Genomic DNA, 21,384 nt, shown 5'->3' on the forward strand with positions numbered 1-21,384 from the left:
ACCGGCAACCGGCGGAGCAAGAGCCATGGATGATATCGCACTGAACAACCCGGAATATCTCTGGCTCGGACTGGCCGCCTTGCTGGCGCTGGCGGAATTGTTCGTGCCGGGCGTTTTCCTGATCTGGGTGGCCGCTGCGGCCGCGTTGACCGGCGTCCTGTCGCTCTTTATCGATATGACTGTCGCCGGTCAGCTTACCGTATTCGGACTTGCCACCATTGCCGCTGTGCTCGGCGGGCGGCGCTGGTATCTGACGCACAAGGTCGAAAGCGAAAATCCGCTGCTCAACAATCGCGCGGCGCAGCTGGTCGGCAGAACCGTAACCGTTGTGGAAGCGGTTTCAGCGACCAGCGGACGCGCAAAAGTCGCCGATGGCGTATGGCCGGCACGAGGCCCGGATATGGAAGAAGGCACGGTCGCCAAAGTCATATCCGTAGAAGGCGGGGTTCTGGTGCTGGAAGCGCGGGAGAGCCCCGTTCAACTGGAAAACAAAACTATTTCCTGAAGAAGCCCTTCGCCATATCGGTGAGGTCATTGATCGGATTGCCATCACCGTCGCGATCCAGAAAGCCGGAAACCTTGCCGAGCAGCCCGTCGTCACCGCTCAACTTGTCCATCAGACCACCCTCGCCATCCAGGCCTGCTTTTTCGGCCATGGCGGGCAACAGCCCCTTCAGCTTTTCGGGATCGACACCGGCTTCGGCAGCGGCTTCCTTGATCGCGGTCATATTGTCGGTGCTGCCGTCGCGCAATTTTGCGAACAGCGCTTCCCCGCCTTTTTTCGCTTCGTCCGCCGACATTCCGGCCTTTTCGGCGATTTCCTCAATGCTGAAATTCTCGGGCAGCATCGCCATCACTTTATCAAGCATGCTCATAATCCTTTTCCTTCCAATCAGATAGATTCTAGCGGACCAGTTTGCCGGCCATGCCGATGATATCGTCCAGCGGGTTGCCGTCACCGTTCAGGTCGAGCAGCGAACCGATGCCGCCCATCCCACCGGAAGAGGCATTGTTGCCGCCGCCAAGCAGACCGCCGATCAGTCCACCAAGTCCGCCTCCATTGCTGGCACCGCCTGTGCTGTCCCCGCTTTGCTTGGCCATATATCCGGCCACCATCATTGCCACGACCGGCAGCATCTTCTTCAGCAGGTCGCTGCTGATCCCGGTCTGTTGTTCCGCGCCTGCGGCAACCGTCCGGCTGACTTCCTTGGAACCGAATATCTGGCCGAGCACTTCATTGCCCTTGCTAACAGGGGTCGGCTGGGTGCCAAGCACGCTGTCGAGCAGTCCGCCCCCGCCGAGCTGACCGAGCAATCCGCCCAACCCGTCCAGACCGGCTGGCTGGGCCTGGGTTGTTTTCTTGAACCCGCCCAAAATGGCGGGCAGCAATGCTGCGGCTCCGGCTTCGGCGACATTTTCGTTGATGCCCAGTTCCTTGGCCATAGTTCCGATGCCGCCCGACTGTTGCAACGCATCCATGATATTCATCGTCGATCTCCTTGTTCGCCACATTGGCACGTTCTGATTCTTCGCTTGCGAAGTCCCTAGCATATTTTCCGGCCAGAAACCGACTAAACGGAGGCGTTACCAGTGTTTACAAGGAATTGGCGGCTTATAAGCGTGCCAACAGAAGAAGGACAATTGACTCGCAGAACACTTGCTCCGAAACGATTAGCAAGGGTGTGGCTGGACATAGCCAAATTTAAAGTCCCCGCAAAAGTATAGAGGAGCATAATATGAGTATTTTCGGAAAGATTAAGAACGCGATTTTCGGTGGCGAAGCCAAGGCCGCAGAACCGGAAGTCAAGCCGGCGGCTGAACCCGTTGCGGCCGCACCGGCCAAACGCGCCGCAATCAGCGAAGTAGACGTGGCATCCCGGCTCGACAGCATCCCGGGCTCCGACAAGCTCAACTGGCGCACGTCGATTGTCGACCTGATGAAGCTGGTCCAGATCGATGCCAGCTATGGCAATCGCAAGGAACTGGCGCAGGAACTCGGCAACAGCGATTACAGCGGTTCTGCCGAAGACAATATCCTGCTGCACAAGCAGGTCATGAACAAGATCGCCGCCGCTGGCGGGATCGTTCCGGCTGATCTGAAAGACTAAGCCGCTGGACGATATGTCCGTTTGAATTTAGGCGGGGGCTGTGAGCGATCATCGCCCCCTTCTTTTTGCCCCGCTTCCCGCTGCGGAAGCCCCGAAAGGCTGCCGGCGCTGTCCGCGACTGGTCGGCCTGCGCAAATCCTTGCGCAAGGACCATCCGGACTGGTGGAACGCCCCGGTTCCGGCCTTTGGCGACCCGGAAGCATGGCTGGCCATCGTCGGCCTCGCGCCGGGCACGGAGGGCGCCAACCGGACCGGCAGGCCGTTTACCGGCGACGCATCGGGCGAAACGCTGTTTGCCACTCTCACCAAATATGGCTTTGTCGACGGTGTGTTCGCCAATGACCCCGCCGACGGGATCACATTGAACGGCGCGATAATCCTTAACGCGGTCAAATGCCTGCCCCCGGAAAACAAGCCGACCGGGGCAGAGATCAACAATTGCCGCGATTATCTCAAGAAATCCATCCGCGCCCTGCCCAAACTACGCACGATATTGGCTCTGGGAAAAATCGCTCATGACAGCATCATCCGGATGGAGGGGCTCAGACTGGCGGATCACAGGTTCGCGCATGGCGCGGAGCATAAGCTTTCTGGTAGCCGTGTGCTGATCGACAGCTATCATTGCAGCCGCTATAATCTGAATACGCGGCGCCTTACCGTGGCGATGTTTGAAGAAATATTCGACATGGCCATCGATATACCGCCTGATCAATAAACCTCCGGCCGCCAGTTTCGCGTCACCAAAACCTTGTCGCCCTTCCGCACATTGGCAAACAGCTTGCGCGCAAAGTCCAGTGGTACACCGATGCAACCGTGGGTCGCCGAGACGCTGTCCACCTCTGCGCCATGGATCGCGACACCCTTCCAGGTGAGCCGCAGATTATAAGGCATCGGAGCATTGTCATACGTGCTGCTATAATGGTCCGCGTCTTTTTCGAGGATCGGAAAAATGCCGGTAGGCGTGTCATATTCTTCCCATCCGCGAGTAATTCTCGTGCGGGCAATCTCGATGCCCTCGCGATAGACATAGAGCTGCTCCGCCTCCAGATCGACGACGATCTGTGCAAAACCGCGTGCGTTGTTCGCCTGTGCAAAACTTTCGTCCCAGAAATGTTCACCAAAATCGAGCGGCCGGTCGAGTTCGATATAATGCTTCACAGCAAACAGCGAGCGCGGTTCTTCCGGAGCAGCAGCGCGGGGCGTCGTTACCGAGCTCCCGGACTCATATTCAATGATAAATTCAGTCTGCGCGAAGGACGGCGCAGAAAGGGTGATCATGGCAAGAATGAGGGCTGCGACCAGACCATGAAGCCGTATCCGGGCGCGCATGCCTATATATCCTCTGCCAGCCGCCCATAGAGCTCCGGCCGCCGGTCCCGGAAAAACCCCATGCCGGCGCGATGCTTGCGCGCCTGTTCCAGATCGAGTGATGCCGTCAGAACGCCCGTATCCTGCGAGCCATATTCGGTTACCAGATCGCCCCATTCATTGGTGATGAAACTGTGGCCGTAGAAAGCCTGCCCCGCTTCGACGCCGATGCGGTTGCTGGCGACCACCGGCATGCAGTTGCTCACCGCGTGGCCCTGCATCGCCCGGCGCCACATGCGGCTGGTGTCGAGATCGGCGTCATAGGGTTCGGATCCGATTGCGGTGGGATAGAAGAGCACTTCCGCGCCCATCAGCGCCATTGCCCGCGCGGTTTCCGGATACCATTGGTCCCAGCAGATGCCGACGCCGATCCGCGTGCCGCACACATCCCAGACCTTGAAGCCGGTATTGCCGGGGCGGAAATAATATTTCTCCTCATAGCCGGGTCCGTCGGGAATATGGCTTTTGCGATAGACGCCCATGATCTCGCCCTCGGGATTGATCATTGCGAGACTATTGTAATAATGCTGGCCGTCGCGCTCGAAAAAGCTGGCCGGGATCGCCACTCCATATTGCTTGGCGAGCTTCTGCATCGCCTGCACCGGCGCGCTCTCGCCAACCGGCTGCGCCAGCGCGAACAGCGCTTCTTCCTCGGTCTTGCAGAAATAGGGACCGGCAAACAGTTCCGGCGGCAGGATGATCTGCGCGCCCTGTTCCGCTGCCTCGGCAACGAGGCCGCTGACGGCAAAAATATTCGTCTGTTCATCGCCGCCCAGAGGCAGCTGCAGGGCCGCTACGCTTAAATCGGTCATAGCGGCCCTGATAGCGGTTTAAGGAAGCTTCTTAAACAATAATGTCATCCGGTCGGATTCGCCGATCGCTTCATATTTCGCTTTGTCGGCATCACCCTCGGCAAAGCGCGGCGGCAGGGTCCAGACGCCTTTGGGGTAATCCGCGCTATCCTCGGGATTAGCGTTCACCTCGGACTGTTTGACCAGTTCGAAGCCATGCGCTTCCATGAAATTCACCACCGTATCGGTCCGGAGATAGCCGCGACTGCCATTGGCATAGCTGAATGGTGCATCATCCTTGGCCCGGTGCTGGACAATGCCGATCGTGCCATTCTCTTTCAGCAATCGGCGCAGCGCCTTGATCTCGCTGTCGGCGACATTCCAGCGCATCAAATTATGCATCATCCGCGGGATGAAGACAAAATCGACACTGCCCGCCAGTTCGTCGCTAATCTCGCCCGTGGTCAGGCCCTTGAATTTGTCTGCCGGGATCCCGGTCATTTCGGCAACCTTGACCGGGAATTCCGCTCCCCATTTGGCCATCTCCGCCTTGCGGTCTTCCGGAAAGGGAAGCGGAGCCGGATCATAGTTGATGCCGATATATTGTCCTTTGTCGGCCAGATAAGGCGCGAGAATTTTCGTATACCAGCCGCCGCCCGGAGCATATTCCGCGACCGTCTGATCCGCTGTGACACCAAAGAAAGCGAGCGTCTCGGCCGGGTGACGATAGATATCACGGGCCTTGTCGTCCGCGCGCCGTTCATGATCGAGAACTGCCTGCAGGCTGGCGTCGGTCATTGCAGCGCTGTCTTTTCCATGATCATTGGCGACAGCCGGAGCAGCGGCGCCCAGCATCGCCAGTGCTGCGCTTGCCATCAGTAAGTTCTTCATCTTGTCATTCCTCTCTGATTTCCGATACATTTCCCAGCCTTCAATCCTAAGCGAGGCCGATCAGGACACAATATATATTAACCGGTATTTTCCATAGACCGCCTGTATTGCGGCAAGATGTCGGGTCGCGGATAGAGCTCGTCATAGGGCACCGACCTGCCGGTATCCTGGACGATCCGGACATGCTTCCGGCCCAGCTTCCGCGGCTCGTCGACACCGCAGCTATGGGCAATCACTTCGACTTCGTGAACAATATTTCTGCAGTAATTGGCCACCTTGACTTTCTTGTCCTGCGGATCGAGCCCGCGCTGCAGCCGGGGATTGTGCGTGGTCACACCGGTCGGACAGGTGTTCATATTGCATTTCAGCGACTGGATACAGCCGAGCGAGAACATGAAACCCCGGGCGGTGTTGACGAAATCGGCGCCCGCACAAATCGCCCATGCCACACTGGACGGAGTGATCCGCTTGCCCGAAGCGATAATCTTTATCCGGTCGCGCAGTCCATAGCGGTGGAAAATATCGGAAAGCATCGGCAGGCTTTCCTTTAACTGCAAGCCGACATTGTCCATCAGCGGCATCGGGGCAGCGCCGGTTCCGCCATCCCCGCCGTCCAGCGTGAAGAAATCCGGCGCGCTCTCGATTCCGCGCCCGTGGATCGCCGCGCACAAGTCTTCCAACCAGCCATAGGCGCCAACCACCGCCTTGATCCCGGTCGGCTTTCCGGTCACCTCGCGAACATGATGGATGAAGTCGAGGAGATCATCGACATTCTTCACTTCGGGATGGCGATTGGGCGAGATGCTCGGCTGCCCTTCAGTGATCCCACGGATTTCCGCGATCATCCGGTTTACTTTCTCACCGGGCAGTATCCCGCCCTTGCCCGGCTTGGCCCCTTGTGACAATTTTATCTCGAACATCCTGACCTGCTCGTGCGCCGCCACGGCGCGCAGCTTCTCGTCGCTCAGACTGCCGTCGGTATCGCGCACGCCATATTTCGCGGTGCCGATCTGGAAGACGATATCGCAGCCTCCCTCGAGGTGGAAAGGCGAAAGGCCACCTTCCCCGGTGTTCAGCCAGCATCCGGTCAGTTTGGCTCCGTGCGACAGGGCCCGGACCGCGGGTACCGACAAGGCGCCGAAACTCATCGCGGAAATATTGAAAAAGGAGCGTGCCTCGTAGGGGTTGCGCGAGTGAGGCCCGATCGTGGATGTTGTGGTGGCAGCAGCATCGCTGTCCAGTTTCGGGAACGGGGCATTGACAAAAATCGCCGTGCCCGGAGGGTCGAGATTCTTGGTTGAACCAAAGGCAATCGTATTGTCGATGCCCTTGCCGGCGCGCTCGACCCACTCCCGCTCGGCCCGGTTGAAGGGCATTTCCTCGCGATCCATGGCAAAGAAATACTGCCGGAAAAACTCGCCCAGTTCGGAGAATATATGCCGGAAACGTCCGATTACCGGATAATTGCGGCGCACCGCGTCCTGCTTCTGGTTGATGTCGATGATGAACATGATGACCACAGCGGCCAGCCCCAGCCCGAGCAGCAGGATGAAAATATAGGTCAGTGCGCTCAATACGCCCAAAATTCCGTCGGTCATCAAACATCCCTTCGCTAGGCGTCCGAGACTAGCATCTTGCACCGCCCCGACAAGGGTTCGTACAAATTGGAGCTCGGGTTACGCGGACAGCGGAATCTGTTGCGAGATGCAGTGAAAACTGCCTCCTCCGCGCAGCAACGCCTGACTGGACAGGCCAGCAACCTTGCGGTCGGGAAATAGCGCCTCAATATGTTCGACCGCCCTGGCGTCATTTTCGGCCCCATATTGCGGCACCGCCACTATTTTGTTGCCGATATAGAAGTTCATATAGCTGGCAGGCGCAATATCGCCATCCACCTCATATCTGCCGGCCGAGGGCAAGCGGATCACCTCGAGACCGGATGAGCGGGCGCGCCGCGCCGCATCTTCGAATATCACCCTGTTCGGATCGTCGGCGCTATCGGCCTCGGGAATGACCACCGTGCCAGGGGCAACAAAACGGGCGAGATTATCGACATGGCCATCGGTGTGATCGGCGACCAGCCCGTCTCCCAGCCAGCAGATATCCGCCGCCGCCAGGGCTTTGCGCAACCGCTCGGCGACCTGCTCCCTGATCAGATTGGCATTGCGATTGGGATTGAGCACGCATTGTTCGGTGGTTATCAGACGCCCCGCACCGTCGCCATCGATCGCGCCACCTTCCAATATCCAGTCCTCGTCACTGATCGGCAGATTGAAGCGCTGCGCCAGCCGCTCCGCGATATCCTGGTCGCCCGCCATGTCGAATTTTCCGCCCCAGCCATTGAAACCGAAATTGCGGCCCTCAGGACCGTCCGGACCCATGACAAAAATCGCTGCCGTATCGCGCAGCCAGACATCGCCGAAAGGCTCGACCACGACCTCCACACAGGATGGCACCAGATCGCGCGCGATCTCCGCGTCGGCAGCGTCCCGGCACACCAGAACCACTTGCTCTCCAGCGCCCTTGGCAGCGACGGCATCGGCAAAGGCAGCCACTTCCTGCTGCGCTGCAGCCCTGCCCACCGGCCATTCCGCCGGATCACCGGGAAAGCCGATCCAGACCGCCTGATGCGGTTCCCACTCTGCGGGCCATCTTGTCATGCGTGGCGTCCGGAATCAGTTGCCAGCGCGGCTTTCGTCCCGCGCTGCGCGGAATTCGTCGCCTTCATTCCAGTTCGGCCAGTCTTCGGTCATCGCCAGCATCCGCGCGACCGTATAATAGATTTTCAGATCGCTCATCACGCCGTCCCAGTTCCAGTTCGGATCATATTCGTCCTTCGGACCGTGATAACGGTTCTCGCCATAATCTTTCGAAATGGCTTCCCCGGCTTCCCGGCCACCATCGACCAGATCCTCGCCGCCTTCGAAATAGATCATTGGCACGCCCAGTTTGGCGAAGCTGAAGTGATCCGAGCGGTAATAGAATCCCTTTTCAGGTGTCGGCTCGGCTTCGGCCACCCGGCCATCACCGGTCAGCGCCGCTTCGAGATAACGGTCCAGTTCCGATTTGCCTTTTCCGACTACGATCACATTCTTGGCGGGGCCTGCCATGCCGAACGCGTCCATGTTCACACCGCCAACGGTCTGGCTGAGCGGATAAATCGGATTTTCCGCATAATATTTGGAACCCAACAGGCCCGATTCCTCGGCCGTCACGGCGAGGAAGATGAGACTGCGGTCCGGTGCGCCGGCTTTCACATGGGCTTCGGCCAGGGCGACCAGAGCAGCCGTGCCGGTAGCATTATCGACAGCCCCGTTGCAGATATCATCCCCGTCGGGTGCCGGCTTGCAGCGGCCGAGATGGTCCCAGTGCGCGGTGTAAAGCACATATTCGTCGGGACGGGTCTTGCCCTTCAAGATGCCGACGACATTCTTGCTGTCCATCTTGCTGATCGTATTTTCAAGCGACGTCGAGGCTTTCAGACCGAGGTCGATCGCCTTGAATCCCTTTTTCTTGGCCGCTTTCATCTGTGCTTCGAGATCCTTGCCGGCAGCGGCAAAAATCTTAGCCGCGACATCCTTCTGGATCCAGCCGTTGATTTTCGTCTGGTCGGCTCCGCCATTGGCCGACTGCGCGTAAAATTGCGGCCCGCTCCAGCTCGATTCGACCACGTTCCAGCCATAGGCTGCGGGCTCGGTATCATGAATGATCAGGGCCGCCGCGGCACCCTGGCGCGCCGCTTCTTCATATTTATAGGTCCAGCGTCCATAATAGGTCATCGCCCGGCCACCGAATTCGCCTTCGAGACTTTCGGTACCGAAATCGGGGTCATTGACGAGAATGACGACGGTCTTGCCCTTGACATCGACGCCCTCATAATCGTTCCAGCCGCGCTCCGGCGCGTTCACGCCATAGCCGACAAAGACCATATCGCTGTTGGCAATGTCTATTTTCGGTTGCTCCTGATAGCTGGTGACCACCATCTCGGAGCCGTAGGCAAAACTGAGATCCTCGGTTCCGCCGGTCACCGTCAAAGGAGAAACATTCTTGGCTTCAATTGATACAAGCGGCACATCCTGAAACCAGCTCTCGCCATTGCCCGGCGACAATCCGGCCTCTTCGAACTTGCTGGTCAGCAGCGCCAGCGTCTTTTCCTCACCCGGCGTACCGGGTGCACGGCCTTCAAAGGCATCGGAAGAAAGCTCTTCGGTGATAGATTTCATCGTCTCGACCGACAATTCCGGCGCTGCGATTTCGGGGATTGCTACCCCGCTATTGCCCTCTTCAATCTTCGTGCAACCGGACAGTACCAGCGACGGTACCAGCAGCATCCAAAGAGACCGTTTCAACATCATGCTTTTCCTTCTGAAATCTTCAGTTCCGAAAATCCTTCTGTACTCAATGGCAGACGATATTCGGCAAGGCAAGGAGCGTTAGGATGCGCGCTCTTGGGCTGGCACTAGAACCGACATGTCACCGAAACGCCGGGCAAAAAAAAGGCGGCTGTTAAAAGCCGCCTTTTTTGAAACTGGTTTGAAACCAATCAGCGCGAATAGAATTCGACGACCAGATTGGGCTCCATGGTCACCGGATAAGGCACTTCGTCCAGGGTCGGAACACGGACATAAGATACTTTGTCGGTACCTTCAGGGTTCACATATTCCGGAATTTCACGCTCTGGCAGGCTCTGTGCCTCGATGACCAGCAGCATTTCTTTGGCCTTGTCGCTGAGCGAAATCTCGTCGCCCGGAACAACTTTGCGCGATGCGACATTACATTTGACACCGTTCACGCGAATATGGCCGTGGCTGACAATCTGACGGGCAGCAAAAATGGTCGGCGCAAATTTTGCGCGATAGACTACCATATCGAGACGCTGCTCGAGCAGGCCGATCAGATTCTGGCTGGTATCGCCTTTCATCGCAGCGGCTTCTTTATAAGCGCGACGGAACTGTTTTTCCGTCACGTCGCCATAGTAGCCTTTCAGCTTCTGCTTGGCGCGCAGCTGGATACCGAAGTCGGACAATTTGCCCTTGCGGCGCTGACCGTGCTGGCCCGGACCATAGTCGCGGCGATTGACGGGAGATTTGGGACGACCCCAGATATTCTCGCCCATACGGCGATCAAGCTTATATTTGGAACTGGTACGTTTGGTCATATCAATGACTCCTAAATTTGCTGTTTCTAAGTCTTCCCGGAGCGCACCATCAAAACCTCTTGTCGTCCGGAGGTATGATGCGGCCGCCGCTTCACCGGGATGCGGGGCCAATTGCTGACGCGCCTTGATCAGATTTTTTCAAATCTGTCAAGGCGCGTGAATCTATATAGTCTGGAAAAGCCGATGCTGACCAGATAACCTGTCAGGGGTCGTTGCGGTTCTGCGTGCCACGGCTGTAGCTTGAACGGTTCTCCAGCTGACGGGCACTTTCCTCTTCATACTGCTTCCATTCCCGCGTCGTACGACAAATACGCTCGGGAATCTTTGAACCGAGAACCGCCTCAGAACGGCAAACAACTTTATCTTCTTTTGCAGACCGCTCATCGCTCGCCGCTGCCGACGCATCGCCAGCCAAGGCCAGTGATAAAAATAGTGTAAGCATGATTACTCCAAAAATATGAATGTTGGCCAGAATATAGCCAGGGGCGCTCTGAAAAGCTACTTGAAACAGCCTTCCTGCTCGACATTTTGATCATAGTAAATTATCGGCCCTGCCATGACCATAAGCAGTGAATCCATCAGGACAATCGACGATATGACGCAATTGCGGGAGTCTGTCGACCGACTCGACGCCGAGTTGATTGATCTTTTCCGGCTCCGCTTTGCCTGCATGGATGCAGCTGCGCGAATCAAGCAAGACCGCGGGGCAGTCAGGGACGAAAAACGCAAGGCTGAGGTTCTGGCGAATGTGAAACGCCTGTCAGAAAAGGCGTCGATCCCGGCACCAACCATGGCGGCGATCTGGGAATTGCTGGTGGAAACGTCGATCAGCTATGAACTGCAGAAATGGGACCAGCTGCGCAAATAGCATATTTGTGGAAATAGCAGTTTTATCGGCTATTTTTCCGCCTTGTCTTTACGCGGCGGACGTTCGAGCGACGAGACAATCCCGCGCCATGTCTTCACCTCTTCATTGGTCCATGCCGGCTTCGTCAACATGTTGCGCAGAGTGACCTTCGTCGCTGCGGCGCGCTCTGGCGGATAGAAATAGCCGTTCTTGTCCAGCGCCCGCTCGAGATGTTCGTAGAACATATCCAGCTCTTTCTGCGGTGCCGGTTCGGCCTTTTTCTTTTCCAGTGTCGGCTGGACATTGGCGGCGCTGTCCATTTTCGATATTTCATAGGCCACCAGAATGACCGCCTGCGCCAGATTCAGCGACCCGAACTCGGGGTTGATCGGCACCGTGATGATCTTGCGCGCCAACTCGACATCGGAAACTTCGAGACCGGACCGCTCCGGGCCGAACAATATCGCGCATTTGCCGCTGGCCTGCGCCATATCTTCCGCCGCTTCCCACGGTGCCAGCACCGGTTTGGTCATGCCGCGTTTGCGCACGGTGGTGGCGTAGACATGGGCACAATCCGCAACCGCTTCGGCTGTGGTCTCGAACACCTGCGCCTCTTCCAAAATCTGATCCGCACCGGATGCCGCCGGTCCGGCATCGGGATTGGGCCAGCCATCGCGCGGCTTGACGAGACGCATTTCCGTTAGCCCGAAATTCAGCATCGCGCGCGCCGCCTTGCCGATATTCTGACCGAGCTGCGGGTTTACCAATATGATGGCGGGCTGGTTGCTCACGCGCCGCCGACGTCTTTGACGCTGCCGGCAAATTCCTTGAAATCCTTGGCTTCGGTGAAATCTTTATAGACTGACGCAAAGCGGATATAGGCGACGCTATCGAGCGTCTTCAGGCCTTCCATCACCATCTCGCCAATTTTCTGCGAGGGAATCTCGCTCTCGCCGCTGGTTTCCAGCTGACGCTGGATTCCGGACACGAGCTGATCCATCTGCTCCTGCGCCAGACCGCGCTTGCGACAGGCGAGCGCCACCGACAGATCAATTTTCGACCGGTCGAACGGTTCCTTGCGATCCTCGCTCTTGACCACCGTGATCTCGCGCAGCTGCACCCGTTCAAAGGTCGTGAAGCGCGCGCCGCAGCTTTCGCACTGCCGCCGGCGCCGGATCGTCGTATTGTCCTCGGTCGGACGGCTGTCCTTCACCTGGCTGTCGTCATGGGCACAAAAGGGGCAACGCATGGCCTGGCTTTCCGATCAATCCTGATAAATCGGGAAACGGTCGCAAAGCTCCTGCACCCGTTCACGAACATCGGCTTCCACAGCCGGGTCGCCGGCCTCGCCTTTTTCGCGCAGTCCGTCGAGCACATCCGCGACCATGTCACCGATCAGCCGGAATTCCGCCGGGCCGAAGCCGCGGGTGGTGCCGGCAGGGGACCCAACGCGTATGCCGCTGGTCTTCATCGGCGGCTGCGGATCATTGGGGATGCTGTTCTTGTTGCAAGTGATGCCGGCCCGCTCCAGCGCTTCATCTGCATCACGGCCGGTGATACCCAGCGGCGACAGATCGATCAGCGCCAGATGAGTGTCGGTGCCGCCGGCGACCACATCGGCGCCGCGTTCCTTGAGCGTCGCCGCCAGTACTTTCGCATTTTCAATGACCGCCGCACAATAGCTCTTGAACTCTGGGCGCAACGCTTCGCCAAAGGCAACCGCCTTGGCCGCGATCACGTGCATCAGCGGACCGCCTTGCAGTCCGGGGAAAACCGCGGAATTGATCTTCTTGGCAATGGCTTCGTCATTGGTTAAAATCATGCCGCCACGTGGCCCGCGCAATGTTTTGTGCGTGGTGGTGGTAACAACATGGGCGTGATCCAGCGGGCTGGGGTGCAGGCCAGCAGCGACCAGACCGGCGAAATGCGCCATGTCGACCATGAAGATCGCACCGACAGCGTCGGCAATCGCGCGGAACTTGGCGAAGTCAATCTCGCGCGGATAGGCAGAGCCACCGGCGATGATCAGTTTCGGCTGATGTTCCTTGGCCAGCGCTTCGACTTCCTCATAATTGATCAGATGATCATCATCATTGACGCCATATTGGATAGCGTTGAACCATTTGCCCGATTGCGCCGGTTTTGCGCCATGGGTCAGGTGACCGCCCGCATCCAGCGACATGCCGAGGATCGTGTCGCCCGGCTTGACCAGCGCCAGCATCACCGCGCCATTGGCCTGCGCGCCCGAATGCGGCTGGACATTGGCGAAGCCGCAATCGAACAATTGCTTGGCGCGTTCGATCGCCAGCGTCTCGACATCGTCGGATGGCGCACAGCCCTGATAATAGCGGCGGCCGGGATAGCCTTCGGCATATTTGTTGGTGAAGACCGACCCCTGCGCCTGCAGCACCGCCCGGGAGACGATATTTTCAGAAGCAATCAGCTCGATCTGGTTCTGCTGCCGGGCCAGTTCGGCGTTGATTGCTCCGGCAACCGCAGGATCGCTCTCGTCCACCGAAAAGTCGAAGAAACCGGTCTGGCGGATATCCTGAATATCGGCGACGTTGCTCATGCGCTTGCTCCTTGGGCTTGGGGGGCGGACAATTTATCGACCCGGCGCTGATGCCGGTCGCCGCCAAATGTGGTATTCAGAAAGATGTCGAGACAGTCTTTCGCGATTTCGATGCCGACGAGCCGCGCGCCCATGGCGATGACATTGGCATCATTATGTTCCCGAGCCAGCTTAGCCGACAGGCCTTCGGAGACCAGTGCACAGCGGCAAGCCGGATTGCGGTTGACCGCCATCGAGATGCCGATGCCCGAACCGCACAGCGCGACGCCGCGCTCGACCCGGCCGGAAGCCACTTCATCAGCCAGCTTATAGCCAAAATCGGGATAGTCCACGCTGTCGGCGGTCATCGGTCCGAGATCGCTGACTTCGTGCCCTGCTTCCTGCAACCAATTCACCAGCGTGGCCTTCATATCGAGGGCGGCGTGATCGGAGGCAATGGCAACGCGCATGGGCTGTTCCTGTCGTTAGAATCGAATGGCCGCTATTTAGTAGAGACTTCCCGGATAGGCCACCAAATATTTGACACGCCGCGTCTTGCGCAGCGTGACGAAGCGTCAACCCCGGCGAAGGCCGGGGTCCCTTTCCGGCAGAAAAATATATGCGACCATAATCACGTCCAGTAACGTCCTGAAATAGCATCAGGATACCGGTCTATCCACCGGTCAGATTTCCATCTGGCTGCCAAGTTCCACCACGCGGTTGCTGGGCAGTTTGAAAAATTCCATCGCAGTCGCGGCGTTGCGCAGCAGCCATGCGAAGAGTTTTTCTCGCCAGATCATCATCTCCGGTTTCTTTGACGGCAACAAGGTCTGCCGCGACAGGAAGAAGCTGGTGGTCATCATGTCAAATTCCATGCCACACTCCTTGACCTGTTTCAGCGCCTCGGGAACGTCGGTTTCCTGCATGAATCCGAAATGGAGGATGAGGCGATAGAAGCCATGACCCAGATCCTTCACCTCGCAGCGCTTGTGAGCCGCGACGGTCGGCACATCCTTGATGTTGACGGTCAGGATCACGACCCGCTCGTGGATGACTTTGTTATGCTTGATATTGTGGAGCAGCGCCGAGGGCACGCCTGCGGAAGAGGAGGCCATGAAAATGGCTGTGCCCGGCACGCGCGTCGCGCTATTTGCGGCTGATTTTGTAAAGATTTCGATCGGCATCGCCGCTTCCGCCATATTCTTCCGCATGATCTGGCGCCCCTTGGCCCAGGTCGTCAGGATGATGAAGGCAACGCCACCAACTGCCAGCGGGAACCAGCCGCCATCGGGAACCTTGGTCAGATTGGCGGCAAAATAGGCGCCATCGACAATGAAGAAAACGGCCAGCAGCGGAATGGTGAACCATAATTTCCATTTCCACAGCACGATCATCACGATGGCCAGCAGGCAGGTGTCGATGAACATCGCGCCGGTGACCGCAATGCCATAAGCCGAAGCCAGATTGCTCGAGCTCTGGAAGGTCAATACCAGCAGGATCACCGCAATCATGATCGCCCAGTTGACGAACGGAATGTAAATCTGCCCGGCTTCCGACGCGCTGGTATGCTTGATCGTCAGACGGGGAATGAAACCGAGCTGGATGGCCTGATGGGTGACGGAAAAGGATCCGGATATGACCGCCTGGCTGGCGATGAATGTCGCCATGGTCGCAAGGATGACAAGCGGCAGGCGAAGCACTTCGGGCGCCATGATGAAGAATGGACTTTGAATAGCGGCGGCCGCTCCGGCGGGATCGAGCGAAAGGATCATCGCGCCCTGCCCGAAATAATTGCACAGCAAAGCCGGCATGACGAAGCCATACCATGCAACGCGCATCGGCTTTTTGCCGAAATGGCCCATATCAGCAAACAGCGCTTCCGAACCGGTAACAGCCAGCACCACTGAACCGAGCGCCAGAAAGGCCTTGATACCGTCGGTGATGAAAAACTGCACCGCGTACCAGGGGTTAAACGCCATCAGGATCGAGGGGTGGCCGATAATCTGGATGACCCCCAATGTGCCGATCACGGTGAAATAGACGAACATCACCGGCGCGAACAAAGCTCCTATTTTGGCGGTTCCCCGCGACTGCAGCAGGAACAGGAAGATCAGCAAAGCAAGCGCGATCGGAATGACCAGATGGCCAAGACCCGGCTGCACTACCGTTAGCCCCTCGACCGCCGAAAGCACCGAAATGGCCGGGGTAATCATGCTGTCGCCGTAGAACAAGGCGGTTGCGAAAACGCCGAGCAGAATCGCCAGCCAGCCGAATTTCGATCGTCGCATGGCGCCGGAAATCAGCGCCACCAGTGCCAGACTGCCGCCCTGCCCCTTGTTGTCCGCGCGCATCGTGATGCTGACATATTGGATCGTCACCACGAGGGTCATCGACCAGAATATCAGGCTGACGACGCCCAGTACATGGATACGGTCCAGCTCGAGCGGATGGGCGCCGACAAAGGTTTCCCGGAAAGCATAAAGCGGACTTGTGCCGATATCGCCGAACACAATGCCGATTGCACCGGCCGCAAGCTTGGCAATCGCCGTGTTGCGCTGGGGTGAGCCATGGGTCTGCACCGTGTTCGGGGCATCTGGATTTTCGGTTGCTTCTGCGGACATTGGTGGGCCGGTCAGGCTTCCCCGTTCATAATGGACACAATAGTCTGTTTACTGACATTGCTTTCAGCAAGCGCGAGCGCTTAGCACCAGCATTTAGCAGGTGCAACAAAGCGACAAGTCGGGAATATCAACCCATTCATATTGCAAGACTTTTACTCAGCTTCCGGCTGATCTGGCACCATCGGCAGCGATGGTTGAGCCCGTTCCATGGCCGCCAGCCGCGACTCGAGATCGGCACGCCATGGAGCGTCCTCGCTGCTTCTTTCCAGCAATTCTTTCCAGATCGCCCGGGCCTGATCGATCTTGCCCGACTGTGCATAGGCCAGGCCGAGAAAAAACGGCGGACCGGGATGCTCGGGCGACAGGTCAGCTGCTTTCTGGAAGGCGAACTGAGCGGCGGGCGTGATCACGCCATCGGCGTGGACGACCAACGCGTTGCCCAGCCCGACCCACAAATCGGGATCTTCGGGATGTTCTTTCACCCCGTTGCGCAGATAATTGGCGGCCGCACCGTGCTTCCCGGCGCGATTAAGAGAATCGGAAAAGACCAGCCAGTCGCGTGCGGTGCCGAAACGCTCGCCCATCTCGTTGCGCGCCTCGATGCTGTCCCCATCAAAACTATTGGGTTTTTCCGTCGGCTCGACCGACACGCCCGCCATGCCGGGATGGCCCTGCCAGGCATAGCCGGCGACGCCAAGCAACAGCGCGGCAGCGGTAATTTCAAAGGTTTGCCGGGACAATTTGCCCAAAATGATCAACGCACCAGCGCAAAGCAGCACCAGCAAAAGAAGGATGATCCAGCCCATTATTGCTCACCCCGATATTTGCGAAAACGCCCGCGCGCCAGCCACAGGGCCGCCAGCAACAAAATAATGGGAGCAATCCACAGCGGCCAAGTAACCGCAGAGGATATCGGCGGGTCATAGGATACCCAGTTGCCATAACGCTCGATCAGCCAGCTTCTAACCTCTTCCGGCGTTTCGCCGGCGGCGATGCGTTCCCGCACCTGGCTGCGCATGTCACCGGCCATCGGCGCATTGCTGTCGGCAATCGACTGGCTCTGGCATTTCAGGCAACGCAATTCTTCCATCAGGTCGCGGGCGGCCGCTTCCTGCTGCGGATCGTCCAGTTGCCGGTCGGCATAAGGAGCAGGCGGCAGGCCGGTTTGCGCCGCGGCAGGAGCAGCAAGACATACAAGCAGAAAGACCAGAACTCTCGTCATTCCGCATCCTCCAGCAGTTTCAGCAGCATGTCGACATCTTCCTGCCGGATATCGCCAATATGTTGATGTACGATAATGCCATTGCCATCGATGACGAAGGTCTCCGGCACCCCGGAAGATCCCAGTTCGAGTTGCACCTTGCTGGTCGTGTCGGTGCCGATCCGTGCATAGGGGTTGCCCCAGCGGTTCAGGAAGTTGGCGATATCTTCCGGTGTGTCGCGGCTGGCAATCGCGTTGATTTCGACACCGGCCTGCTGCAGCGCCAGCAATTGCGGCGCCTCAGCGATACAGGGCAGGCACCAGCTGGCGAAAATGTTGAGCAAGGTCGGCTTGCCCTTCGCCAGATCGGCGCTACTCAAGCCGGGTCGTTGTTCGATGGCCGCTGGCAGGGCAAAATCCGGCATCGGCTTGCCGACCATCTTGCTCTCGATAATATTGTCTTTCGGCAGGATCAGGCCAGTCGCGAAGGTGGCGAAAAGCAGGCCGAACAGCGCAAGCGGCAACCAGAGCAACCAGCGGTTCATAGCATCATCTCGGCATATTCGCGTTGTTTGCGCTGCTTGTAGCCACGCTGCAACCGGCCGATCATCGCCAGAAAGCCACCCAACGCAACCAATATGCCACCAAACCAGATCAGGGTAACGAACGGCTTCCACCAGACGCGTATCTGCCAGCGTCCTTCGCTGTCGCCTTCACCGAGTACGACATAGAGTTGCCCGTTCCAGCGGGTCAGCAGCGCGGCTTCGCTGGTCTGCGTCTGGGCCGCGGCAAACATCCTGTTCTGCGGGGTGATTTCGTGAATCACACCATCGCCATATTGCGCGGTCATCCGGCTTTCAAGCGCGGTCCAGTTGGGTCCTGCCATCGGTTCGATCGCCTCGAACTGCAATCGCCAGTTGTTGACGACAATCTCGTCACCCGGCTTTGCTGCCACAAGCTTCTCCTCGGTAAAGCTGCTTTCGCACGCCATGCCGACAAGCGCGACGGCAATGCCGAAATGGGCAAAGACCATGCCATAGATATGCAACGGCGTCCGGCGCAGATTGCGCTTCCACAGCGGCGCGAAACTGGCGATGGCGACACCGACCGCCAGCGCCAGGCCGAGCAGGGCCAGAATCGACATGCCGGTTGTGAACAACACCAGTACGAAAAGCGTTGCGGCCGTGAGGAGGATCGGGATCGATATGCGGTTCAGCAGCGCCTTCGCATTATCGCGCCGCCAGCGCAGCAGGGGCCCGGCCGCCATGACCGCGACCAGCAGCAGCGCCAAGGGTCCGGTTGCCAGATTGAAATAGGGCGGCCCGACCGACAGCTTGTCCCCGGTTACCGCTTCGACCAGCAACGGATAAAGCGTGCCGATAAAGACCAAAGCGAGGATCACGGACAGCAGCAGATTATTGGCCACCAGCGCGCCTTCGCGGCTGACCAGTTCGAACCTCTTGCCTTCTTTAACCGTGCCAACCCGCAGCGCGAACAAGGCCATCGCACCGCCGATATAGAGGGCGAGCAGGGCCAGAATGAAGCTGCCGCGTTCGGGATCTACAGCGAAAGCATGAACGCTTGTCAAAATGCCGGAGCGGACCAGAAAGGTACCGATCATTGACATGGAGAAAGCGACCACCGCCAGCATCAATGTCCAGGCGCGCAGGCTGTCGCGCGTCGCCAGGACAGTTACAGAGTGCAGCAATGCCGTCGCCGCCAGCCAGGGCATTAGCGAGGCATTTTCAACCGGATCCCAGAACCACCAGCCGCCCCAGCCAAGCTCGTAATAGGCCCAGTAGCTGCCCGCCGTGATACCCAGTGTCAGGAATATCCACGCGCCCAGCACCCATGGCCGCATTGCTTTTGCAAAAGCTGCGCCGACATCGCGGGTGATCATCGCGCCGACCGCGAAGGAGAAAGCCACGGACAGTCCGACATAGCCGAAATAGAGCGTCGGCGGATGAAAGGCGAGACCGGGATCCTGCAACAGCGGATTGAGACCCTGCCCGTCTGCCGGCACCGGGAACATGCGCTCGAACGGATTGGACGAGACCAGCAGAAAAGCATAGAATCCCAAGCTGATAAAGGCCTGTGCCGCCAATGTTGCCACCAGAGTGCTGGTGCGCAACGACCGCTCGAACAGCGCGATAAAGGCACCGGCCAGACCCATGACCGTAACCCAGAGCAGCATCGATCCTTCATGATTGCCCCAGGTTCCGGCAAATTTATAGAGCAGAGGCTTCACCGACGCGCTGTTCATTACCACCAGCTTGACCGACATGTCGGAGCGCAAGAACAGCCATATCAACAGCAGGAAGGACAGGCTGACAAACAGGCCCTGTGCTACCGCGACCGGCCGGATTGCGGCGTAATAATCGTCCCGCCCCATCCGCAGGCCAATCGCGCCCAGCGCAAATTGCAGCAGCGCCAGCGCAGCGGCCAGCCAGAGCGCGATCAGACCGGTTTCGGCGATCATTGGACCAGCGTCTCGGTTTTATGCTTGCCCGATGTCATATCAATGCCTTCCAGCTCGCGCGGGATGTAATTTTCGTCATGTTTTGCCAGCAAGGTCTCGGCACCGAATATACCATTGGCATCCAGCCGGCCATCGGCCACCACGCCCGATCCCTCGGCGAACAGGTCCGGTGTAATGCCGGTATAGGTGACCTTTTGCCGGGCTCCTGCATCCATGACCACAAATTTTACCGTGACCCCGTCGGCCGATCGCTGGATCGAACCTTCCTCGACCATGCCACCGAGACGGATGGCTGTACCCGCCGCAGGCTTCTGTTCGACAATATCCGACGGCGTATAGAAATAGCTCGCCTGATCCTGCAACGCATAGGCTGCCAGCAGGCCAGCGCCAACCAGCGCAACCACCGCCAGCAGCGCCAGCGTCAGCCTTTGATGTTTTGCCTTCATTTCCGTTTGCTCAACTGTTCTGCCTTCGCTTCCGCCTTGCGCATCGCCAGATAGCTATGCGTCACGACCAGAGCTGTGCCCAACAGCACAAACGCGTAGGAAGCAATGATAAAGGACCAATGGTTCATTCTGCTGCCATCCTTTTCAGCCGGGCATCGACCTTGGTTTGCGCGAGGCTTGCCCGCATCCGCATAAGCACAATTGCGCCAAAAAGCAGCGAGAAACCGACCGCCGAAATCAATAGAGGCCATAAATAGAGCGGATCGATCGTCGACTTGCCCAGAATATTGATGCTGGTGCCCTGATGCTGGGTCTCCCACCATTCGACCGAAAAGCGGATGATCGGCAGATTAACGATGCCGACAACTCCGAAAATGGCGGCAATACGGCTCTGCCCCCTGCCCTTGCCGGTTTCGTTGGCCAGCACGATATAGGCGAGATAGAGAAAGAACAGCACCAGCATCGAGGTCAGACGGCCATCCCATACCCACCAGGTCCCCCAAGCCGGTCGTCCCCAGATCGATCCTGTCACCAGACACAGAAGCGAAAACAACGCTCCCGGGACCGCAATCGCGCGCGCTGCGTGTGAGGCGAGCGGATGCCGCCAGATCAGTTCGGAAATGCTGGCGATCGCGATGCCGGACCATCCTGCCATGCCGAGCCATGCCATCGGCACATGGACGAAGATGATCTTCACCGTATCGCCCTGCAAGCGCTCGGCCGGCGTCGCCAAAAGTCCCCAGATGCAGGCAATCGCTACCATGGCGATACCGCCGAACAGCAGAAACGGCGTCAGCGGCCTGGCGAGCGACAGGAAGCGGGTGGGGTTGGCATAGGCGTGCATGGGTAAAGCGATATTGCCTCGGTTGCGGATGTTCAACATCAATCGCGGCTTTCGATGGCAGAAGCGCGGCAAGGCGACA

26 protein-coding genes are annotated in these 21,384 nt (G+C 58.3%); 4 read left to right on the forward strand and 22 right to left on the reverse strand.

The window, feature by feature from the left end:
* Positions 1-25 precede the first annotated feature (25 nt).
* On the forward strand, positions 26-505 hold the full coding sequence (locus ACHZCJ_RS05555; protein WP_321324600.1) for an NfeD family protein: 480 nt from the start codon (positions 26-28) through the stop codon (positions 503-505).
* Here ACHZCJ_RS05555 and ACHZCJ_RS05560 read toward each other — a convergent pair.
* Both ACHZCJ_RS05560 and ACHZCJ_RS05565 read right to left on the reverse strand, forming a co-directional pair.
* Entirely contained in the window at positions 495-875 is a 381-nt protein-coding gene (locus ACHZCJ_RS05560; RefSeq protein ID WP_321324602.1) for a hypothetical protein, read from the reverse strand. The two genes, ACHZCJ_RS05555 and ACHZCJ_RS05560, sit on opposite strands and share 11 nt — an antisense overlap.
* 28 nt (positions 876-903) lie before the next feature.
* Positions 904-1,488, reverse strand: coding sequence for a DUF937 domain-containing protein (locus ACHZCJ_RS05565; RefSeq protein WP_159641059.1), 585 nt, complete (start codon positions 1,486-1,488; stop codon positions 904-906).
* A 248-nt stretch (positions 1,489-1,736) separates the two neighbouring features.
* On the opposite strand from ACHZCJ_RS05565, the gene ACHZCJ_RS05570 reads away from it, so the two are divergent.
* The gene (locus ACHZCJ_RS05570; RefSeq protein WP_159641056.1) at positions 1,737-2,108 is read left to right on the forward strand and encodes a DUF3597 domain-containing protein; all 372 of its coding nucleotides are present in this window, start codon (positions 1,737-1,739) and stop codon (positions 2,106-2,108) included.
* 40 nt (positions 2,109-2,148) lie between these two features.
* Positions 2,149-2,823: a uracil-DNA glycosylase gene (locus ACHZCJ_RS05575; RefSeq protein ID WP_321324606.1), complete on the forward strand. Its 675-nt coding sequence runs from the start codon at positions 2,149-2,151 to the stop codon at positions 2,821-2,823.
* On the opposite strand, the gene ACHZCJ_RS05580 is transcribed toward ACHZCJ_RS05575, so the two are convergent.
* The 8 genes from ACHZCJ_RS05580 to ACHZCJ_RS05615 all read right to left on the reverse strand — a co-directional run bounded on the left by ACHZCJ_RS05580 (position 2,817) and on the right by ACHZCJ_RS05615 (position 10,758).
* Positions 2,817-3,437 (reverse strand): L,D-transpeptidase family protein, encoded by a 621-nt coding sequence (locus ACHZCJ_RS05580; protein ID WP_321324609.1) that lies wholly within the window; start codon positions 3,435-3,437, stop codon positions 2,817-2,819. The two genes, ACHZCJ_RS05575 and ACHZCJ_RS05580, sit on opposite strands and share 7 nt — an antisense overlap.
* 2 nt (positions 3,438-3,439) lie before the next feature.
* On the reverse strand, positions 3,440-4,288 hold the full coding sequence (aguB, locus tag ACHZCJ_RS05585) for an N-carbamoylputrescine amidase (RefSeq protein ID WP_321324612.1): 849 nt from the start codon (positions 4,286-4,288) through the stop codon (positions 3,440-3,442).
* Between the two features lie 18 nt (positions 4,289-4,306).
* Entirely contained in the window at positions 4,307-5,158 is an 852-nt protein-coding gene (locus ACHZCJ_RS05590; protein ID WP_321324614.1) for a methyltransferase, read from the reverse strand.
* 77 nt (positions 5,159-5,235) lie between these two features.
* Positions 5,236-6,756 carry an FMN-binding glutamate synthase family protein gene (locus ACHZCJ_RS05595; RefSeq protein WP_321324616.1) on the reverse strand — a complete coding sequence of 507 codons (1,521 nt, stop codon included), beginning with the start codon at positions 6,754-6,756 and terminating at the stop codon, positions 5,236-5,238.
* Positions 6,757-6,834: 78 nt separating this feature from the next.
* Positions 6,835-7,818 (reverse strand): agmatine deiminase family protein, encoded by a 984-nt coding sequence (locus tag ACHZCJ_RS05600; protein WP_321324617.1) that lies wholly within the window; start codon positions 7,816-7,818, stop codon positions 6,835-6,837.
* A 15-nt stretch (positions 7,819-7,833) separates the two neighbouring features.
* Positions 7,834-9,513 carry a M28 family metallopeptidase gene (locus ACHZCJ_RS05605; protein WP_394700047.1) on the reverse strand — a complete coding sequence of 560 codons (1,680 nt, stop codon included), beginning with the start codon at positions 9,511-9,513 and terminating at the stop codon, positions 7,834-7,836.
* A gap of 188 nt (positions 9,514-9,701) precedes the next feature.
* Entirely contained in the window at positions 9,702-10,316 is a 615-nt protein-coding gene (rpsD, locus tag ACHZCJ_RS05610; protein ID WP_321324621.1) for a 30S ribosomal protein S4, read from the reverse strand.
* Between the two features lie 202 nt (positions 10,317-10,518).
* Positions 10,519-10,758: a hypothetical protein gene (locus ACHZCJ_RS05615; RefSeq protein WP_159641032.1), complete on the reverse strand. Its 240-nt coding sequence runs from the start codon at positions 10,756-10,758 to the stop codon at positions 10,519-10,521.
* Positions 10,759-10,872: 114 nt separating this feature from the next.
* Here ACHZCJ_RS05615 and ACHZCJ_RS05620 point away from each other — a divergent pair, with 114 nt between their 5' ends.
* Positions 10,873-11,184, forward strand: coding sequence for a chorismate mutase (locus tag ACHZCJ_RS05620; RefSeq protein ID WP_159641029.1), 312 nt, complete (start codon positions 10,873-10,875; stop codon positions 11,182-11,184).
* A gap of 29 nt (positions 11,185-11,213) precedes the next feature.
* Here the strand turns inward: ACHZCJ_RS05620 and ACHZCJ_RS05625 are convergent, their stop codons facing one another.
* From ACHZCJ_RS05625 to ccmC, 12 genes are all read right to left on the reverse strand, one after another.
* A complete protein-coding gene (locus tag ACHZCJ_RS05625; protein ID WP_321324623.1) occupies positions 11,214-11,954 on the reverse strand; it encodes an RNA methyltransferase in 741 nt (246 codons plus the stop codon).
* Positions 11,951-12,412: a transcriptional regulator NrdR gene (gene nrdR, locus ACHZCJ_RS05630; protein WP_321324625.1), complete on the reverse strand. Its 462-nt coding sequence runs from the start codon at positions 12,410-12,412 to the stop codon at positions 11,951-11,953. Before nrdR ends, ACHZCJ_RS05625 begins: the two co-directional genes overlap by 4 nt.
* A gap of 15 nt (positions 12,413-12,427) precedes the next feature.
* The gene (glyA, locus tag ACHZCJ_RS05635; protein WP_159641023.1) at positions 12,428-13,735 is read right to left on the reverse strand and encodes a serine hydroxymethyltransferase; all 1,308 of its coding nucleotides are present in this window, start codon (positions 13,733-13,735) and stop codon (positions 12,428-12,430) included.
* Positions 13,732-14,184, reverse strand: a complete 453-nt coding sequence (gene rpiB / locus ACHZCJ_RS05640) for a ribose 5-phosphate isomerase B (protein ID WP_321324628.1) — start codon at positions 14,182-14,184, stop codon at positions 13,732-13,734. Before rpiB ends, glyA begins: the two co-directional genes overlap by 4 nt.
* Positions 14,185-14,397: 213 nt before the next feature.
* Positions 14,398-16,335, reverse strand: a complete 1,938-nt coding sequence (locus tag ACHZCJ_RS05645; RefSeq protein WP_159641018.1) for a potassium transporter Kup — start codon at positions 16,333-16,335, stop codon at positions 14,398-14,400.
* A 152-nt stretch (positions 16,336-16,487) separates the two neighbouring features.
* Positions 16,488-17,141, reverse strand: coding sequence for a cytochrome C biosynthesis protein (locus tag ACHZCJ_RS05650; RefSeq protein WP_321324630.1), 654 nt, complete (start codon positions 17,139-17,141; stop codon positions 16,488-16,490).
* Positions 17,141-17,557 carry a cytochrome c-type biogenesis protein gene (locus ACHZCJ_RS05655; protein WP_321324632.1) on the reverse strand — a complete coding sequence of 139 codons (417 nt, stop codon included), beginning with the start codon at positions 17,555-17,557 and terminating at the stop codon, positions 17,141-17,143. The genes ACHZCJ_RS05650 and ACHZCJ_RS05655 overlap by 1 nt, the downstream gene beginning before the upstream one ends.
* Positions 17,554-18,081, reverse strand: a complete 528-nt coding sequence (locus ACHZCJ_RS05660) for a DsbE family thiol:disulfide interchange protein (protein WP_159641009.1) — start codon at positions 18,079-18,081, stop codon at positions 17,554-17,556. The genes ACHZCJ_RS05655 and ACHZCJ_RS05660 overlap by 4 nt, the downstream gene beginning before the upstream one ends.
* Positions 18,078-20,015: a heme lyase CcmF/NrfE family subunit gene (locus ACHZCJ_RS05665; protein ID WP_159641006.1), complete on the reverse strand. Its 1,938-nt coding sequence runs from the start codon at positions 20,013-20,015 to the stop codon at positions 18,078-18,080. The genes ACHZCJ_RS05660 and ACHZCJ_RS05665 overlap by 4 nt, the downstream gene beginning before the upstream one ends.
* Positions 20,012-20,461: a cytochrome c maturation protein CcmE gene (gene ccmE, locus ACHZCJ_RS05670; protein ID WP_321324635.1), complete on the reverse strand. Its 450-nt coding sequence runs from the start codon at positions 20,459-20,461 to the stop codon at positions 20,012-20,014. Before ccmE ends, ACHZCJ_RS05665 begins: the two co-directional genes overlap by 4 nt.
* A complete protein-coding gene (locus tag ACHZCJ_RS05675; RefSeq protein WP_321324637.1) occupies positions 20,458-20,589 on the reverse strand; it encodes a hypothetical protein in 132 nt (43 codons plus the stop codon). Before ACHZCJ_RS05675 ends, ccmE begins: the two co-directional genes overlap by 4 nt.
* On the reverse strand, positions 20,586-21,305 hold the full coding sequence (gene ccmC / locus ACHZCJ_RS05680; protein ID WP_159647849.1) for a heme ABC transporter permease CcmC: 720 nt from the start codon (positions 21,303-21,305) through the stop codon (positions 20,586-20,588). The genes ACHZCJ_RS05675 and ccmC overlap by 4 nt, the downstream gene beginning before the upstream one ends.
* Between the last annotated feature and the right edge of the window lie 79 nt (positions 21,306-21,384).

It is taken from the genome of uncultured Parasphingorhabdus sp., assembly GCF_963677535.2.
In the GTDB taxonomy this organism is placed as follows: domain Bacteria; phylum Pseudomonadota; class Alphaproteobacteria; order Sphingomonadales; family Sphingomonadaceae; genus Parasphingorhabdus.